The organism is Streptomyces sp. NPDC097129 (assembly GCF_055668065.1).
Genome location: NZ_JBVOQE010000005.1, coordinates 206,883 through 222,449, shown reverse-complemented (window position 1 = coordinate 222,449; position 15,567 = coordinate 206,883). Strand labels below are relative to the sequence as shown.

Here is a 15,567-nt window from a genome sequence, read left to right as displayed (position 1 = left end):
GATTCGCCCCCGCCGCGCGCCGGCCCATCTCCCCGCCATCCGGCGAAAACCGCGTGGCCCGGCCCGGACGTCAGTAACCTGGTCCCCCGACCCAGCGAGTTCTCGCTGAGACGTTCGCCCACACCGGGCCCGCCGGCCGGTGCCACGGAGGTACGGGAGTGCTGCACGTCACCGAACGTTCCGGGGACCGGGTCACCGCGGTCCTGCCCGAGGCGGTGGATCTGTTCTCCGCGCCGGGACTGCGGGCGGTGGCAGGGCGCATCATCGACGAAGGCTGCCGCCATCTCACCCTGGACGCCTCCCGGACGAGGTCCATGGACTCGACCGGCGTCACGGCGCTCATCACGTGGTACAGGCGGCTCGACTCCGTAGGTGGCTCGCTGGCACTGACGCACCTCACCGATCACCTCCACGCACTGCTGACGCGCCTCGGCCTCCACACCGTCATCTCGATCGCCCCCGCCCGCGCCACCGACCCCCTCTGAGCACGGCGGTTCCCGCGGTGTCGACTTGGCCGAAACGGAAGGCGGTCCACCCGCGGGGTGCGGCGTGTCGGCGGTCCTCGGTCCGCGTGAGGGGCGCGTTCCCGGAAGGGGAGGGGCTCACGGAACGTTCGGGCCGGCCGGTGCGCCTCATGAGCGCCGCGACCGCGACGGCGGCCAGCACCGCTGCCACAGCGGCGCCGAGCAGGGCGAGGTGCATGCCGTCGATGAATGCGCCGCGGGCCCGCTCGGCGACGGGCCCCCCGATGGCGTGGGCGGCGGCCAGCGAGGAGCGGGCGGCCTCGGCCACGGGTTCCAGGGTGCCGGTGAGGTGGAGGTGGCTGCGGTAGGAGGCACTCAGCAGGCTGCCGAGGACGGCGATGCCCAGGGCGCCGCCGAGTTCGCGGGAGAGATCGTTCATCGCCGATCCCACGCTCTGCAAGGACCGCGGCAGCGCGTCGGTGATGGCGGTCGTCGCCGGGGTCATGGCCAGGCCCATTCCGGCGCCGAGGGACACCAGAGCGGCGGCGATCAGCCAGTAGGAGCTGTCCGCGCCGACCTCGCACAGCAGGCCCATGCCCACGGCGACGGCCAGCAGACCCACGGTCCAGGGTGCGCGGAAGCCGAACCGGGTCACCAGACGCGGCGTGAGGCGCGAGACCGGCACCATGGCCAGCGCCATCGGGATCATCGACGTCGCCGCCACGAGGGCGCTGTCGCCCCGCACCAGTTGCAGGTACTGCATCATCACGAAGATGAAGCCGAAGAACACGAAGAACTGGAGCGTGATCGACAGCGAGCCCGCGGCGAAGTGCCGGTTGCGGAACAGACGCGGGTCGAGCAAGGGGTGCTTGCGGCGCAGTTCGTAGAGCACGAAGCCGCTCAGTATCAGCAGGCCCAGACCGATGCCGCCGACGGTCGCCGGGTCGCCCCAGCCCCGTGTGGGGGCCTCGATGACCGAATAGACGAGCGCGACCAGGGCGACGACCGTCAGCACGGCGCCGACGACATCCAGCTTGGGCCGGTCGGCCTCGGCCGACTCCGGGACGAACAGCAGCGTGCCCACGAGTGCCGTGACGGCCAGGGACACGTTCAGCCAGAACACCGAGCGCCACGACCACTGTTCGAGCAGTGCCCCGGTGGCGAAGACGCCGAGCAGCGCGGACGCGCCGGCGACGGCGGCCCACACGCTCACCGCGCGTGCCCGCTGGGCGCGCGGGAAGGTGCTGGTGATGGTGGACAGGGTGGCCGGCATGACCAGCGCGGCGCCCAGACCGAGTACGCCGCGCAGCCCGATCAGTGCCGTGGGGCTGGTGGTCAGGACGGCCGCCGCTGATCCCGCGCCGAAGACGGCGAGCCCGGCCAGCAGCGCGTTGCGCCTGCCGAACCGGTCACCGAGCGCACCGGCGGGCAACAGCAGTGAGGCGAAGACGAGACTGTAGGCGTCGATGATCCAGGACAGCTGTGTCTGCGAGGCGTGGGTCTGCCGTGCGAGGTCGGGCAACGCCACGTTCAGGGACGCCATGGCCGCGACCACGGTCCCCAGAGCCAGGCAGGTGACGACGAGCACCGGGCGGTGACGAACCGGTGGGGGAGCAGCGGAGGCGGTGGGCGAGGACATGCCGTTCCTTCTTTCATCGGGGGCCGGGCCCTTCGGTCCGGGGCGCCACCACCAGGTTCACCGCGAGGCACCGGAACCGGCCACGCTGATGAAATCGCCTCTCCCGCTGTCGGCCTCCCGGACGTGTGCCGCACCGGCGGCGAGAACGCCTGTGACCTGCCGGAAACCGAAGATGATCCGGTTCCGCTCGCTCCTCTCCCCCGCCGCCCAGCCGTGAAGTGACCCCAGCGCCTCCTTGCTGATGAATTCCTGCCGCCCCCGGGTGTCCCACGATTCCCCCGTCAGTCCCGGATTAGCATCTCGGCCATGACCGACGAGGGGCCCAGGCGCGGGCGGAGGCCAGGACGACCGGAGACTCGCCAGAAGATCGTGGCCGTCGCCCGTCGGCGCTTCCTCGAGCACGGATACCGCTCGGTGACCATGCGGTCGATCGCCGCCGAGGCGGACGTCGATCTGGCCCTGCTCAGCTATTACTTCGGGTCCAAGAAGGGCCTGTTCGGAGCCTCCCTCGCGCTGTCGGCCAACCCGGCGGAGCTGGTGGCCCGCCTGGTGCGGGAGGGCGACCGGGACTCCTTCCCCGAACGGGTTCTGCGGCAGGTCACCGCGGTGTGGGAAGCGCCGCAGTCCGGGCCGGCCCTGATCACCATGTTCCGCAGCGCCGTCCAGGACGACGCCGTCGCGGCGCTGGTCAAAGAAGCGCTGGAGGGCGAGGTCGTGGAGCGGCTCGCCGAGCTGGCGGGCGGACCGCACGCGCGCAGGCGGGCGGCCGCGTTCTCCAGCGTGCTGGCGGGCCTGATCACCACCCGCTATCTGCTGCGGCTCGAACCGGTCGGTTCGATGAGCCGCGACGAGGTGGTCCGCCTGTTCGAGCCGCAGCTGCGTCTGGCCCTGGAGATGCCGCTGCGCCGCCCGCCGCGCCGGCGCTGACCGCGTCAGGCGGGCAGGACACCGGCCGACGAGCCGAAGGGCGCTTCCAGGGCAGTGTGGGACCGGTCCGGCAGGGGCACCGGAATGCTGCGGGCGTCCGCCGAGGCGGCGGATTCGCCCCTGAGGTTGTGGGAGCGCACATGGACGTGCTGACCCGGCTGGACCGATATCAGCGACGGCACCGGCGGGCGGGCATACCGCTCGCGGTGGCGTACAAGTTCTTCGATGACCAGGCCACGTATCTCGCCGCCCTGCTGGCGTACTACGGGTTCGTCTCCCTGTTCCCGCTGCTGCTTTTCCTGGTGGCCGTCCTCAGTGCCGCCCTGCACGGCAATCCGCAGGTGCAGCAGTCGGTGCTGCATTCGGCACTCGGCGAGTTCCCGGTGATCGGCGACCAGCTCGGCCAGAACATCCACTCCTTCCACGGCAGTGGCGCCGCCGTCGCGGTGGGCGTCGCGGGCAGCATCTACGGCGCTCTCGGGGTGGCCCAGGCGGTCCAGCACGCCCTGGACAAGATCTTCGCCGTACCGCGCCATGCCCGGCCCGACCCGTTGCGCTCACGGATGAAGAGTCTGTCCTTCCTGCTCCTGCTCGCCGTCGGCCTCGTGCTGACGACGGCACTGTCCACCGCGGAGTCCGCCACCGGCATCTTCGGAACCCGCCTGGCGCTGGGCCTGCGGTTCGCCGTCGGTGCGGTCGGCGTGGTCATCAACGCCGCGCTGCTCCTGGTCAGTTACCGCCTCATGACCCATCGCCACCTGCCCCGGCGGACGATGTACGGGCCGGCTCTGGGGGCCGCGTGCGCCTGGCAGGCGTTGCAGTGGGGCGGCTCGTACTACGTCGGGCACGTGCTGCGGGGCACCACGGCGACGTACGGCATGTTCGGCATCGTGCTCGGGCTGCTCGCCTGGATCTACCTCGCCGCCGTCGTGTACCTCACCGCGGCCGAGGTCATCGCCGTGCGCTGTCTGCGGCTGTGGCCGCGCAGCCTGCTCACACCGTTCACCGACCGCGTCCACCTCGCCGCCGGGGATCTGCGTGCCTACCGCTCCTACGCGACGACGGAGTCCTTCAAGGGGTTCGAGAAGATCTCCGTCCGGTTCGGCACTCCCCCGCCGCCGACCATGGGTGACGAGGGACCTCCGTGACGTCGTGGCCGGCGGCGGGCGGCCGGGGCGGGTGATGCCGGCGGGGCGGTGCAGTGGGTGTGCATCGCGCGGCCGGCAGTGTGCATACCGTGATGCGGCGGGGGCACACGAGTCACCGGATCAAGCGTGTTCTCCCCGGTGCCGTACTCCCGGCGGGGTGCGCTCACATGTCGCGAGGCCCGGTAACGGCCCGCCTGCGCAGAGAGGTTGTCGCTGTGTTGCTGCCTGCGGAGAAGGAACTGCGTGCGGTGCTGGCCCGTTTCGCCGATGCCCGCTTCCGTCATGACCTGCAGCCCACCGGCCGCTCCAGCCGGGAACTCGAGGACGCCGGCTACACGCTGTGCGTCATGACCGGCACCCGGTCGGTGGACCAGGCTCTCGCCGCCGCCGACGCCCTGCTGCAGCGGCTGCGGGCGAGCCGTGCCGGGGCCACCGGCACCACTCAGGTCCTGGCCGCCTGACCTCACCGCGACCCCCGCGAACGTCGCGGACCCCGCGAGCCCCGCAAACCCTGTCCGGCCCGTCGCCCTCTCGTCGGCGACGGGCCGGACGCTGGTTGTGCGGCCCGGCGATCAGCCGTGCTCGTGGCCGCGGAGGACCACCATGGAGCGGGCCTCGACCTCGACGTCGCTGCCGCCCTTGATGAGCGGCCGGTACTCGACGTAGGGAATGGCGGTGTCCACCTCCACCGCCCACCAGGGACCGAGGTCTTCCGGCAGGGTGAAGGTGAGGACCTGGCTGTGCGCGTTGAACAGCAGGAGGAAGCAGTCGTCCTCCACCCGCAGGCCGCGCAGATCCGGTTCGGTGATGGCCTTGCCGTTGAGGTGGACCATCAAGGACCTGGCGAAACCGGTGTCCCAGTCGCCGTCGGTCATCTCCTGCCCGCCGGGGGTGAACCAGGCGATGTCCTTGTCCTCCGTGCGCGTTCCCTGCGGGACCCGTCCCTTGAAGAACCGCCGCCGGCGGAAGACGGGGTGTTCCCGGCGCAGGGTGATCAGTTTGCGGGTGAAGTCGAGGAGTTCGCCTCCCTCGGTGGCCTTCTCCCAGTCGACCCAGGTCAGTTCGTTGTCCTGGCAGTAGGCGTTGTTGTTGCCCTGCTGGGTGCGGCCGAGTTCGTCGCCGTGCAGCAGCATGGGCACGCCCTGGGACAGCAGCAGGGTGGCGAGGAGGTTGCGCTGCTGGCGGGCGCGCAGCGCGAGGACGTCGCGGTCGCGGGTGGGGCCCTCGGCGCCGCAGTTCCAGGAGCGGTTGTGGCTCTCCCCGTCGCGGTTGCCCTCACCGTTGGCCTCGTTGTGTTTGCCGTTGTACGAGACCAGGTCGCGCAGGGTGAAGCCGTCGTGGGCGGTGACGAAGTTGACCGACGCGTAGGGGCGGCGGCCGTCGCTCTGGTACAGGTCGGAGGAGCCCGTCAGACGGGAGGCGAACTCCCCCAGGGTGCCGCCCTCGCCGCGCCAGAAGTCACGCACCGTGTCGCGGTACTTGCCGTTCCATTCGGTCCACAGCGGGGGGAAGTTGCCGACCTGGTAGCCGCCGTCTCCCACGTCCCACGGCTCGGCGATGAGTTTCACCTGGGAGATGACCGGGTCCTGCTGGACGAGGTCGAAGAACGACGACAGCCGGTCGACCTCGTGGAACTGGCGGGCGAGGGTGGCCGCGAGATCGAAGCGGAAGCCGTCGACATGCATCTCGGTGACCCAGTACCGCAGCGAGTCCATGATCAGCTGCAGGGTGTGCGGGTGGTTCATCCGCAGGCTGTTGCCGGTGCCCGTGGTGTCCCAGTAGAAGCGCGGGTCCTGTTCGGAGAGGCGGTAGTACGCCGCGTTGTCCAGGCCCCGCAGCGACAGCACCGGTCCGAGGTGGTTTCCCTCGGCGGTGTGGTTGTAGACGACGTCGAGGATGACTTCGATGCCGGCCTCGTGCAGCGTCTTGACCATCGCGCGGAACTCCTGCACCTGCTCGCCCCGCTGTCCGGACGAACAGTAGGCGTTGTGGGGGGCGAAGAAGCCGAGGGTGTTGTACCCCCAGTAGTTCGACAGGCCCTTCTCGACCAGTGCGTGGTCCTGCACGTACTGGTGGACCGGCATCAGTTCCACCGCGGTGACGCCCAGCTTGACGAAGTAGTCGATCATGGCCGGGTGCGCCAGCGCGGCGTACGTGCCGCGCATCGCGTCCGGTATCGCCGGGTGGGTCCGGGTCATGCCCTTGACGTGGGCTTCGTAGACGACCGTCTCGTGGTACGGCGTCCGCGGCGGGTGGTCGCTGCCCCAGTCGAAGTAGGGATTCACCACCACCGACTTCGGGACGTACGGCGCGGAGTCCAGGTCGTTGCGCCGGTCCGGGTCGCCGAAGTGGTACGGGAACAGTGCCTCGTGCCACTCGACCTCGCCCTCGATCGCCTTGGCGTACGGGTCGAGCAGCAGCTTGGCCGGGTTGCAGCGCTCACCGCGCTCCGGCCGGTACGGCCCGTGCGCCCGGAACCCGTAGCGCCGGCCCGGGGCGATGTCCGGCAGGTAGATGTGGTGGACGAAGCCGTCCACCTCCTTCAGCGCGACACGCTCCTCGGTGCCGTCCTCGTCGAAGAGGCACAGCTCCACCCGCTCGGCCACTTCCGAGAACACGGCGAAGTTCGTGCCCGCCCCGTCGAAGGTCGCGCCCAGCGGTGACATGTGACCCGGTCGCGGGCCCACCTCGGTGCTCTCCTGCCATATACGCACGACTCGCCCCTCCCCGACGCGGCCGGTCGGCAGCCGCGCACCCGTTCGTTCCCGTTTGCCCCTGACGTCGGTGAACATTCGCGTCGAGGTGCATCGGAGCAGGCTGGGGGTCCGCAGACGTTACGGGCCCTGCGGCAAGGGCCTCATACCGCGGACAGGCCTCCGGCTCCCTCGGCGTCGCCGAACGGTTCCGGGGCGAGACCGAGGGCGTCGGCGGCGGCGGTGAGGGCTGTGAGCGCCGGGACGAGGAGGGCGCGTTCTCGTCCCGGGAGTCGCTCGACCAGCGCCCGGATCGCGGTGCGCCGGTGGTGCAGGACCCGGTCGGTCAGCTCCTGCGCCTTCGGTGTCAGCCGGAGCAGGGTCTCGCGGCGGTTGCCCGGATTGGCTCGCCGGTCGATGAGGTCCTGGGCCTCGAGACGCTCGACCATCCGCAGGGCCGTGGAGGGATTCACTCCCAGGTCGGCGGCCATCGTCGTCAGCTTGACCGGGCCACGCGTGCGCAGCGTCACCAGGGAGCGCAGCTGGGGCAGGGTGAGCGGCACGTCCACCGAGGCGAGGGCTCGGGCCGACAGCGCGACGATGAGCCGCGACGCGGCCATCAGCGCCTGCGTGACGTCCTCCGCCTCCCGGTCCGGGCCGCCTCCGCCTGCCTCGGACGTCGAGCAGACCTCCGCGTCCGCCGGAGGCCGGTCCTCGGGCATCGCCTCTCACACCTCCTTCGGCACGGGCCGGCACAGCCGTGGTGCTCCGCCGGCCCCGTCCCCCGTGACCGCGCCGGTCGTCACCGGCCGCGGCGGCTCAGCACGGCCTTCGCGGTGACCGCGGCACCGACGGCGAGCGCGGAGGCGAGCGCGGCGGGGTGGCGGGCCAGCGCGGATTCGAAGGAGCGGCCGTGCGACTCGTCGTCGAACATGCCGTGCGCACCGTGGTCGGTACCGGCGGCGTCGTCGGCCGGTTCGAAGAGATTGCTGACGCCGGTCGGCGGGCGCGCGTCCGTCTGCTGGGAGTCGAAGCCGGTACGGGCCAGGTAGCGGTCCAGCAGGGCCGGGACGAAGCGGTTGGCCCAGATGGTGGCCACGGTGGTGGCGCCGACGTAGTACTGCTTGCGGCGCGGATGGTCGGCGGCGTACGCGACACCGCGCGCGGCGACCTCGGGCTGGTAGATCGGCGGGACGGGCTGGGGGTGCTTGGAGAGCCGGCTGGTCACCCAGGAGAACTGCGGGGTGTTGACGGCCGGCATCTGCGCGATGGTGACGTGCACATGGCTACCACGGTGCAGCAGTTCGGTGCGCAGCGAGGACGTGAAGCCGTTGATGGCGTGCTTGGCCCCGCAGTACACCGACTGCAGGGGAACCGACCGCTCCCCCAGCGCGGAGCCGACCTGCACGATCGTGCCGCGGTCCCGGGGCAGCATCCGCTTCAGCGCGGACCGGGTGCCGTTGACGAAGCCGAAGTAGGTCACCTCGGTGGCCCGTCGGTACTCCTCGGCGGTGATCTCGTCGAAGGGCGCGAAGACGGTGCTGAAGGCGCAGTTGATCCACACGTCGATGGGGCCGAACCGTTCTTCCGCGGCCGTGGCGGCGGACTCCACCTGGTCCGGGTCGGCCACGTCGGTCTCCTGCACCAGTGCGCGGCCGCCCAGGTCCTCGACTTCCTTGGCGGCCGCGTCCAGTCCGGCGCGGCCGCGGGCCACGAGGACGACGTCGGCGCCACGGCCGGCGTAGAGGCGTGCGGTGGCCCGGCCGATGCCGGCGCTGGCGCCGGTGATGACGACGGTCTGTGTCATGGGTCAGTTCCCTCCTCGCAGGGATGCGGGGTCGTGGGCGAGACGGGCGGCGGTCTCCAGCAGCAGGGCGTGGACGAACGCCTGTGGGATGTTGCCGCGCAACTGGCGCTGGGCGATGTCGAACTCCTCCGCGTAGAGCCCGGACGCTCCGCAGGCGCCACGGTTGCGTTCGAACCAGCGGTGCGCCTCGACGTCGTTGCCCTGCTCGTGCTCGGCCAGCGCCATGAGGAAGCCGCACAGCACGAAGGCGCCCTCGGCTTCCTGCAGCGGTCTGTCGTCGTGACGGAACCGGTAGATGAAATGGTCCTGGGTGAGCTGTTCGCGGCAGGCGGCCAGGGTGGCGCGGGTGCGCGGGTCGTCGGCGGGGAGGGCGCCGCGCAGGGCGGGCAGCAGCAGGGCCGCGTCGACGGCGGGGTCGTCGGGGGTGCGCTGCCAGTGCCCGTCGGGGTGCACGCTGCTCGCCGCGGTGCCGGCGAACAGCGTGTCGGCGAGGTCGGTGCAGGTGCGGGCGAGGGACTGGTGGGGCGCCGCTTCGGCCAGGGCGCGCAGCCCGGCGACGCAGGTGAGGCGGGAGTGCGTCCACGGCCGGTCGTCCAGTTCCCAGATGCCCGCGTCGGGTTCGCGCCATCTCTCGGCGATGGCCCGTACCGCGGTCTCGGCGGCCTTCCAGCCGTCGCCGTCGAGCCGGTCGTGCCGTTCGGCGGCGGCGAACAGCAGGAGCGCCTCACCGAAGCAGTCGAGCTGGAACTGCTTCTCGACGCGGTTGCCGATCCGGCTGGAGCCGCCCGGATAGCCCGGCAGGTCGAGTTCGCACTGATCGGGTACGGGCCCGCCGTGCACGGTGTAGGCGGGCGTCAGGCGCGGGCCGTCGGCGAGCAGGCGGGCGCCCACGAACCGGACGGCGGGGTCGAGGAGGTCGGTGGCGCCGACGGCCGCCGCCGCCTGCCCGGCGTAGCTCTGGTCGCGGATCCACACGTACCGGTAGTCGTAGTTGCGGCCGGCCTCGGCGCGTTCGGGCAGGCTGGTGGTGGCGGCGGCGACCATGCCGCCGCCGCGTGCGGTCAGGCCGCGCAGGACGGCGTAGGAGCGGCGTGCGTCGCCGGGAGCGGCGGTGTCTTCGAGCGCGGGCACGCTCCGCCGCCAGGCCCGTTCCGTGTCGGCCCAGGCCTGGCCGGCCACGGGCGGGTCGTGCGGCAGCGGCGCGTCGGAACACTCCAGGACCAGGTCGTGGGTCTGGCCGGGCTCCAGCACCAGGTCGGCGGTCAGGCCATCGGGGCCGACGACCGCCGAGCCGGCGCCCTGCCAGCGCAGCCGGTGACGGCCGGTGGACAGATGCCACAGCCCGTCGGCGGAGCGGTGCCTCGAGGTCACCGGGGCGCGGCCGTAGTCGGCGCGTGGATCCAGTACGACGCCGACGCGGGCGGTGCCGTGCACGGCACGCAGTTGTCGCAGCAGGACCAGCCGGTGGGGGTCCCCGGGGAAGACGAGGGCCTCGCGGCACTCGACGACCCCGTCGGTGGTGACCCAGCGGCTGCGCCAGATCAGCGTGCCTTCCTCGTAGTAGCCGCCGGGCACCCAGCGGCTGCGCGGGGTCACGGCGTAGACTCCCGCGCCGCCGATGAGGGAGGCGAAGACCGCGTCGTCGTGCCAGGTCGGCGCGCACAGCCAGTTCACGGCGCCGTCGGGTCCGATCAGCGCGCCGCGCTCCCCGTCGGCCAGCAGCGCGTAGTCGTGCAGCGCGTGTGGCGGGAAGGGTGTGATGCTCATCGCTTGCCGTCTCCTGCTGTCACGCGGTCCGGTGCGCGGGTGACGCCGAGGCTGTGTGCGCCGCCGGACACGACGGTGCCAAGGCGCGACACGGCATCGGCGTCGCTCACTTGTTTCCTTCCGTGCCGGGCCGGTCCTCGCGGTGCCGGCCGCCGGGCAGGAACTCCTGGACCTTGGCCTTGAAGCCCTGGCGGACCATGCCCGCACGGTCGCTGTCGCCCTTGAGGATCGACGTCGCGGCCGCCTCGATCTGGTCGAGGGTGGCGTGCGGCGGGATCGGCGGGACGGCCGGGTCGGTGACGAAGTCCAGGACGCACGGCTTGTCGGCGGCCAGCGCGGTCTCCCAGGCGCCCCGGACGTCCTCGGGCTTGTCGACGCGGATGCCGTGCAGGCCGATCATGCGGGCGAAGTCGGCGTAGGGGATGTCGGGGATCGACTGGGAGGGCAGGAACTGGGGGGCGCCGGCCATGGCGCGCATCTCCCAGGTGACCTGGTTGAGGTCCTGGTTGTTGAGGACGGCCACGATCAGGCGCGGGTCGTCCCATTCGCGCCAGTACTTGGCGACGGTGATCAGTTCGGCCATGCCGTTCATCTGCATCGCGCCGTCCCCCACCAGCGCGATCGCCGGGCGGTCGCCGTGCGCGAACTTGGCGCCGATGACGTACGGCACGCCCGGTCCCATGGTGGCGAGGGTGCCGGACAGCGAGCCGCGCATGGCGCCGCGCAGCCTGAGGTGGCGGGCGTACCAGTTGGCGGCGGAGCCGGAGTCGGAGGCGAGGATGACGTTGTCGGGCAGCAGGTCGTTGAGGGCGTGCGCCACGTACTCGGGGTTGACCGGGTCGGCGTCGACCTCGGCCCGTCGCTGCATGACCTCCCACCAGCGGGCGGTGTCCTTCTCGATCTTCTTGCGCCAGCTCTTGTTCTTGCCGGCCTTGAGCAGGGGCAGCAGCCGGGTCAGGGCGGCCTGGGCGTCGCCGACGAGGTTCACCTCGAAGGGGTAGCGCATGCCGACCATGTGCGGGTCGATGTCGATCTGCACGGCCCGCGCCTGCCCGAACTCCGGCAGGAACTGCGTGTAGGGGAAGGAGGAGCCGATGACGAGCAGCGTGTCGCACTCCGTCATCAGCTCATACGACGGCCGGGTGCCGAGCAGTCCGATGGAGCCGGTGACATAGGGCAGGTCGTCGTCCAGGGCGTCCTTGCCGAGCAGCGCCTTGGCGACACCGGCGCCCAGACGCTCGGCGACCGCCATCACCTCCTGACGGGCGCCGCGGGCGCCCTGGCCCACCAGGATGGCGACCTTCTCGCCGGCGTTGAGCACCTCGGCCGCACGCGTGACGTCCTCGTCGCTGGGGACCGGCGCGTAGTGGGGCATGCCGAGGCTGGACGGGACCATCTTGAAGGCGTGCTCGGGCGGCGAGTAGTCCAGTTCCTGCACGTCGGCGGGGATGATGACGGCTGTGACGGACCGCCGTGCCATGGCGGTGCGCATCGCGCGGTCGAGCACGTTGGGCAGCTGCTCGGGGACGGTGACCATCTCGCAGAAGTCGGAGGCGACGTCCTTGTACAGGCTCACCAGGTCGATCTCCTGCTGGTAGGAGCCGCCCATGGCGCTGCGGTTGGTCTGGCCGACGATCGCGACGACCGGGACGTGGTCGAGCTTGGCGTCGTACAGGCCGTTGAGCAGGTGGACCGCGCCGGGCCCGGACGTGGCCGCGCAGACGCCGACCTTGCCGGAGAACTTGGCGTAGCCGACGGCCTCGAAGGCAGCCATCTCCTCATGGCGGGCCTGGATGAAACGGGGGTTGTCGTCGGCGCGGCCCCAGGCCGCCAGCAGGCCGTTGATGCCGTCGCCGGGGTAGGCGAAGACGTGCTCCACTCCCCAGTCGCGCAGACGCTCGAGGACGTGGTCGGAGACCTTCATCGACATGTTCGAGGACCTTTCCGAAGATGGTTGGCGCAGCGTGCGGGCCGTACGGGCCCTTGCCGGGGCGGCCCGGTCAGCGGCTGCGCAGATGCTTGTAGGCGGTGCGGGCGGCCACCGTGGCGGCCGACGCGACGAGGGCCGAGGCGCCCGCGGTGGCCGCCCAGCGGGCGGCGCGTGAGGGCGGCGCGGGCCGCGCCGCCAGCCGTTCGGGCTGCCGGCTCGGCAGGTTCCCGTCGAGGCCGAGGGCGAGCGCCTCGGCCAGGTGCAGGGCCCGGCGGCCGGTGCCGCCCTCCTCGATCTGGGTACGGCAGCTGAACCCGTCGGCGAGCACCAGGCTGCCGGGGGCCGCGGCCCGCACACCCGGCAGGACACCCTGCTCGGCGATGGCCATGGAGACCTCGTGGTGGCCGCGTTCGAAGCCGAAGTTGCCGGCCAGTCCGCAGCAGCCCTCGTCCAGGACGTCGGCGTCGAGACCCGCGCGGCGCATCAGTTCCCGGTCGGCGTCGAACTTCATGACGGCGTGCTGGTGGCAGTGCGTCTGCACGGTCGCCTGCCGGGTCAGCCGGGGCGGCCGCCATCCGTCCGGTGCGTGGTGCACCAGCTGCTCGGCGAAGGTGCGGACCTGCCCGGCGAGCCGTTTGACGTCCTGGTCGGCCGGCATCAGCTCGACCGCGTCGGCCCGGAACACAGCCGTGCAGGAGGGTTCGAGGCCGATGACCGGGGTGCCGGCCTCGAGGTAGGGCCGCAGCACGGCCAGGGTGCGGCGCAGCGTCTTCTGGGCGACGTCGAGCTGCCCGGTGGAGATCCAGGTCAGGCCGCAGCAGACGGGCTCGGTGGGCACGGCGACCCGGAAACCGGCGTCCTCCAGGACCCGCACGGCCGAGATGGCGATGGAGGGGTGGAAGTAGGTGCTGAAGGTGTCGGGCCACAGCACCACCGTGCGCGGGTCGGCCGGGTCTGGCTCGTCCGTCCCGCGCTCCTGCCACCACTGCAGGAAGGACTGGCGCGCGAACATCGGCGGGGTGCGCTCCTCGGCCACGCCGGCGAGCCGCTTGCCCAGCGTGGACAGCACGGGCGCCTGCAGCAGGGTGTTGAGCAGGCGGGGGGCCAGCCGCGACAGCCGGGCCCACACGGGCAGCCAGCCCAGGGAGTAGTGCGCGGCGGGCCGCAGGCGCCCCTCGTAGTGGTGGGAGAGGAACTCGGCCTTGTAGGTGGCCATGTCGACGTTCACCGGGCAGTCCGACTTGCAGCCCTTGCAGGCCAGGCACAGGTCGAGGGCGTCCTTCACCTCGGTGGAGCGCCAGCCCTCGGTGATCAGCGAGTCGTCGTGACCGCCGAGCATCTCGAACAGCAGCCGGGCACGCCCCCGGGTGGAGTGTTCCTCCTCCCGCGTGGCCCGGTAGGACGGGCACATCACGCCACCGGACTGGCTGCGGCAGTTGCCGATGCCGACGCAGCGCATCACCGCGCGGGTGAAGGAGTGCTCGTCCTCGGGATACTGGAAGTGCGTCTCGGGGTTGGCCGGCCGCCAGGTGGGGCCGAGGCGCAGCTGCCCGTCGACCGGGTTGGGGTCGACGACCTTGCCGGGGTTCATCCGGTTGCCCGGGTCGAACACCCTCTTGACCTCGCCGAAGGCGGTCACCAGCCGTTCGCCGAACATACGGGTCAGCAGTTCGCCGCGGGACTGGCCGTCGCCGTGCTCGCCCGACAGGGACCCCCCGTAGGAGGCGACGAGGTCGGCGGCCCGCTCGACGAAACGGCGGTAGCGGGCGACGCCGTCGGCGGTCTTCAGCCCGAAGGGGATACGGGTGTGCACGCACCCCTGCCCGAAGTGGCCGTACAGGGACGGGTGGTCGTAGTCGAACTCGTCGAACAGCGCCTTCAGGTCCCGCAGATAGTCCCCCAGCCGCTCCGGCGGTACGGCGGAGTCCTCCCAGCCCTCCCACGTCTCCCGTCCGTCCGGCGGCCGTGCGGTGACACCGAGCCCGGCCTCGCGGGCTTTGAGCATCTTCTCCTCGCGCCCCGGGTCGTCGGAGAGCGCCACCCGCGGGTCCTTCTCGTCGCGGCCGACGGCGCCCAGCAGCGCGTGCGCCTGCCCGTCGACGTCCTCCTGGCTGTCCCCGCTGAACTGCACCATCAGCCAGCTGTCGCCGTCGGGAAGGATGTTGAGGGAGTCGAGGTAGGCGCCCTCCTCCCGCATCAGCTGCGCCATCCGGCCGTCCAGCGCCTCCAGTTGGCTGGGCGAGCAGTGTTCCAGCAGATGGGACACGTCATCGGCGGCCGCGCAGATGTCGTCGTAGCCGAGGACCAGCAGCGACTTGTACGGCGGCACGGGCACGAGGTCGAGTTCCGCGCGCAGGACGGTGACCAGGGTGCCCTCGCTGCCGACGAGCGCCTTGGCGAGGTCGAAGCCGTTCTCGGGCAGCAGGGAGTCGAGGTTGTAGCCGGACACGCGGCGCGGGATCTTCGGGAAGCCGCGCCGGATGTCGGCCAGGTACTCGGTGGCGACACGGTCCAGGCCGGCGTAGATCTCGGCCTTGCGACCGCCCTCGGCGGCGATCCTCGCCCGCTCGGCCTCGGATGTGGGCCCCACCCACATGCGCAGTCCGTCGTAGGTGAGGATCTCCAGCCGGCGGACGTTGTCCACCGTCTTGCCGTAGGCCTGCGCGGACGCGCCGCACGAGTTGTTGCCGATCATGCCGCCCAGCGCGCAGTGGCTGTGCGTGGAGGGCTTGGGACCGAACTGGAGGCGGTGATCCGCGAGCAGCCGGTTGAGTTCGTCCAGGACGATGCCCGGTTCGACGACACAGGTGCGGGCGTCTGGGTCCACGGAGATCAGGCCGTGGCAGTACTTCGTCCAGTCGATGACCACCGCCGTGTTGGTGGACTGCCCGGCCAGGCTGGTGCCGCCGCCCCGGGAGAGCACCGGCGCGCCGAAACGCGCGCACACCTCGACCGCCTGCGCGCCCGCCTCCACGGTGCGGGGGACGACGACGCCGATCGGCACCTGGCGGTAGTTGGAACCGTCGGTGACATAGGCGCCTCTGCTCCCGGCGTCGAACCGCACCTCGGCGTCCACGGCCTCCCGCAGCGCCGCCTCGAGTCCGGTCACGTCCAGGGCGGAGGCATCGAGGGGAGTGGTGTCGGTCATCGGGAGTGTCCGCCTTCCTGCAACGTCTGACACGGGACAGAGGG

11 protein-coding genes are annotated in these 15,567 nt (G+C 71.7%); 4 read left to right on the top strand and 7 right to left on the bottom strand.

Annotation, left to right across the window (positions count from 1 at the left end):
- Positions 1 to 158: 158 nt before the first annotated feature.
- Positions 159 to 485 carry an STAS domain-containing protein gene (locus AC0B9F_RS17100; protein WP_472003358.1) on the top strand — a complete coding sequence of 109 codons (327 nt, stop codon included), beginning with the start codon at positions 159 to 161 and terminating at the stop codon, positions 483 to 485.
- Here the strand turns inward: AC0B9F_RS17100 and AC0B9F_RS17095 are convergent.
- Positions 445 to 2,103, bottom strand: a complete 1,659-nt coding sequence (locus AC0B9F_RS17095) for an MFS transporter (protein ID WP_472003356.1) — start codon at positions 2,101 to 2,103, stop codon at positions 445 to 447. The genes AC0B9F_RS17100 and AC0B9F_RS17095 overlap by 41 nt on opposite strands.
- 306 nt (positions 2,104 to 2,409) lie before the next feature.
- Between AC0B9F_RS17095 and AC0B9F_RS17090 the strand changes: the two genes are divergently transcribed.
- The 3 genes from AC0B9F_RS17090 (at position 2,410) to AC0B9F_RS17080 (ending at position 4,639) form a co-directional block, all read left to right on the top strand.
- The gene (locus tag AC0B9F_RS17090) at positions 2,410 to 3,030 is read left to right on the top strand and encodes a TetR/AcrR family transcriptional regulator (protein WP_472003354.1); all 621 of its coding nucleotides are present in this window, start codon (positions 2,410 to 2,412) and stop codon (positions 3,028 to 3,030) included.
- 140 nt (positions 3,031 to 3,170) lie between these two features.
- Positions 3,171 to 4,178: a YihY/virulence factor BrkB family protein gene (locus AC0B9F_RS17085; RefSeq protein WP_472003352.1), complete on the top strand. Its 1,008-nt coding sequence runs from the start codon at positions 3,171 to 3,173 to the stop codon at positions 4,176 to 4,178.
- A 215-nt stretch (positions 4,179 to 4,393) separates the two neighbouring features.
- Positions 4,394 to 4,639 (top strand): DUF5133 domain-containing protein, encoded by a 246-nt coding sequence (locus AC0B9F_RS17080; RefSeq protein ID WP_472003350.1) that lies wholly within the window; start codon positions 4,394 to 4,396, stop codon positions 4,637 to 4,639.
- 111 nt (positions 4,640 to 4,750) lie between these two features.
- Here AC0B9F_RS17080 and glgX read toward each other — a convergent pair whose 3' ends face one another.
- From glgX to AC0B9F_RS17050, 6 genes are all read right to left on the bottom strand, one after another.
- Positions 4,751 to 6,844 (bottom strand): glycogen debranching protein GlgX, encoded by a 2,094-nt coding sequence (gene glgX / locus AC0B9F_RS17075; RefSeq protein ID WP_472003780.1) that lies wholly within the window; start codon positions 6,842 to 6,844, stop codon positions 4,751 to 4,753.
- Between the two features lie 191 nt (positions 6,845 to 7,035).
- A complete protein-coding gene (locus AC0B9F_RS17070; RefSeq protein ID WP_472003349.1) occupies positions 7,036 to 7,593 on the bottom strand; it encodes a MarR family winged helix-turn-helix transcriptional regulator in 558 nt (185 codons plus the stop codon).
- A gap of 80 nt (positions 7,594 to 7,673) precedes the next feature.
- Positions 7,674 to 8,678, bottom strand: a complete 1,005-nt coding sequence (locus AC0B9F_RS17065) for an SDR family oxidoreductase (RefSeq protein ID WP_472003347.1) — start codon at positions 8,676 to 8,678, stop codon at positions 7,674 to 7,676.
- A gap of 3 nt (positions 8,679 to 8,681) precedes the next feature.
- On the bottom strand, positions 8,682 to 10,445 hold the full coding sequence (locus tag AC0B9F_RS17060) for a glycoside hydrolase family 15 protein (protein ID WP_472003345.1): 1,764 nt from the start codon (positions 10,443 to 10,445) through the stop codon (positions 8,682 to 8,684).
- A 106-nt stretch (positions 10,446 to 10,551) separates the two neighbouring features.
- On the bottom strand, positions 10,552 to 12,375 hold the full coding sequence (locus AC0B9F_RS17055) for a thiamine pyrophosphate-requiring protein (protein ID WP_472003343.1): 1,824 nt from the start codon (positions 12,373 to 12,375) through the stop codon (positions 10,552 to 10,554).
- Positions 12,376 to 12,445: 70 nt separating this feature from the next.
- Positions 12,446 to 15,523: an FAD-binding and (Fe-S)-binding domain-containing protein gene (locus tag AC0B9F_RS17050; protein WP_472003341.1), complete on the bottom strand. Its 3,078-nt coding sequence runs from the start codon at positions 15,521 to 15,523 to the stop codon at positions 12,446 to 12,448.
- Between the last annotated feature and the right edge of the window lie 44 nt (positions 15,524 to 15,567).

Bases quoted from the DNA above. Each gene is read 5' to 3' on its own strand.
- AC0B9F_RS17095 (WP_472003356.1), bottom strand. From the start codon at position 2,103: ATGTCCTCGCCCACCGCCTCCGCTGCTCCCCCACCGGTTCGTCACCGC.
- AC0B9F_RS17090 (WP_472003354.1), top strand. From the start codon at position 2,410: ATGACCGACGAGGGGCCCAGGCGCGGGCGGAGGCCAGGACGACCGGAG.
- AC0B9F_RS17085 (WP_472003352.1), top strand. From the start codon at position 3,171: ATGGACGTGCTGACCCGGCTGGACCGATATCAGCGACGGCACCGGCGG.
- glgX (WP_472003780.1), bottom strand. From the start codon at position 6,844: ATGTCACCGCTGGGCGCGACCTTCGACGGGGCGGGCACGAACTTCGCC.
- AC0B9F_RS17070 (WP_472003349.1), bottom strand. From the start codon at position 7,593: ATGCCCGAGGACCGGCCTCCGGCGGACGCGGAGGTCTGCTCGACGTCC.
- AC0B9F_RS17065 (WP_472003347.1), bottom strand. From the start codon at position 8,678: ATGACACAGACCGTCGTCATCACCGGCGCCAGCGCCGGCATCGGCCGG.
- AC0B9F_RS17060 (WP_472003345.1), bottom strand. From the start codon at position 10,445: ATGAGCATCACACCCTTCCCGCCACACGCGCTGCACGACTACGCGCTG.
- AC0B9F_RS17055 (WP_472003343.1), bottom strand. From the start codon at position 12,375: ATGTCGATGAAGGTCTCCGACCACGTCCTCGAGCGTCTGCGCGACTGG.
- AC0B9F_RS17050 (WP_472003341.1), bottom strand. From the start codon at position 15,523: ATGACCGACACCACTCCCCTCGATGCCTCCGCCCTGGACGTGACCGGA.